Source organism: Rhodococcus sp. IEGM 1330 (assembly GCF_033142445.1).
In the GTDB taxonomy this organism is placed as follows: domain Bacteria; phylum Actinomycetota; class Actinomycetes; order Mycobacteriales; family Mycobacteriaceae; genus Rhodococcoides.
In genome coordinates, this window is sequence record NZ_JAWLSB010000024.1 from 1 (window position 1) to 1,328 (window position 1,328).

General features: G+C 61.4%; 1 protein-coding gene. It reads right to left on the reverse strand.

The window, feature by feature from the left end; translation table 11 throughout:
• Window positions 1–22: 22 nt before the first annotated feature.
• Entirely contained in the window at window positions 23–1,102 is a 1,080-nt protein-coding gene (locus tag R4P57_RS26745; protein ID WP_317805918.1) for an IS110 family transposase, read from the reverse strand.
• Window positions 1,103–1,328: the final 226 nt, after the last annotated feature.

Consider the following 1,328-nt stretch of genomic DNA (forward strand, 5'->3'; position numbering starts at 1 on the left):
GCAGTGGATGCTCCTATGAGTGTCAAGTGCTCTTTTCGAGGGGTTTTGCAGGCTTGAGGAGCCGGTAGATTTCGCGGGCGACGGCTCGTTTGAGGCAGCGGATGATGTCGCGTTTGCTTTTGCCTTCTGCGAGTCGTCGGTCGCGATATTTGCGTGTGTCTGCGTCGTGTTTGAGGCGTGCCATCACGATGACGTGTAGAGCCCGGTTCGCTTGACGGTTACCGCCGCGGTTGAGGCGGTGGCGGCTGGTTTTCCCCGACGACGCCGGGATAGGGGAGACTCCGCTGAGGGCGGCGAATGCACCCTCGCTGGTGATGCGGTCGCGGTTGTCGCCGAATGTGATCAGCAGCTGCGCTGCGGTCTCGAATCCGATCCCGAACCGGTCGAGTAATTGTGGTGCGGTCGCGTTCACCAAGGTGGTGATCTGCATTTTGAGGGTGTGTTCGTGGGTTCCGAGTTCGAGGATCTGCAAAGCCAGGCATCGCAGTGATGTCTTGATCGCGGCGTCGAGGTTTCCCGGCGTGACTGTCCCGGGTCGCATGCGTGCACAGGTCTCGACGAGAGTCTTGTTCGGTAGGTCCCGCAGGGGCGCACGGATGTGATCGGGGGCGTTGACGATTGCGCCTTTGAGCATGGTGATCGCTTCGGCTCTGGCCTTGACCGAGAAGTGACGGGCATTGTGCAAGAACCGAATTGCTTCGACATCGCCGTCATGGGTTTTCGGGATCGTCGAGACTCGCCCGGCGAGAACGGACTGTGCAGCACTGTGGGCATCGATGGAATCGGACTTGCCGTGGAAACGACGCGCCTTCCGATCGACACGGTCGACGTCGACGACCTCGAGGCCGGCGCCGCGCAGGAATGTCGTCAGTGTGGTGCCGTAGCTTCCGGTGCCTTCGACACCGACTTTCTCAGCGACGCCGGTCCCGGCGATCCACGCCAGTAGTGCCCGGTGCCCGACTTCGGTGCTGGGGAATTGACGGTCTGCGACAGGCCGTCCGAGTGCGTCGATGATCGCTGCGTGGTGGGTGTCTTTGTGGGTGTCGATCCCGACGTAGACGGTGAGGCTGACATCGGGTGGTCTTTCGGTGATGATGGTCATGGCTGTCCCTTCGACTGGCGGCCACGCACCGGCCGGGACGGCGGACACCACAGTGATGGGACTCTGGTGAGTCAGGCTCCTATCAAGTCACTCCGCCCGACCGGTCGCGTGTGTTCGGTGACCGTCGATGCGAGGCCGACACATCCACTGAAAGACAGTCAACGATCGACGTCAGTGTGGTTAAGAGTCAGACCACGCATCAACGGTCCACACCAGTATCACTGTG

Bases quoted from the DNA above. Each gene is read 5' to 3' on its own strand.
- R4P57_RS26745 (WP_317805918.1), bottom strand. From the start codon at position 1,102: ATGACCATCATCACCGAAAGACCACCCGATGTCAGCCTCACCGTCTAC.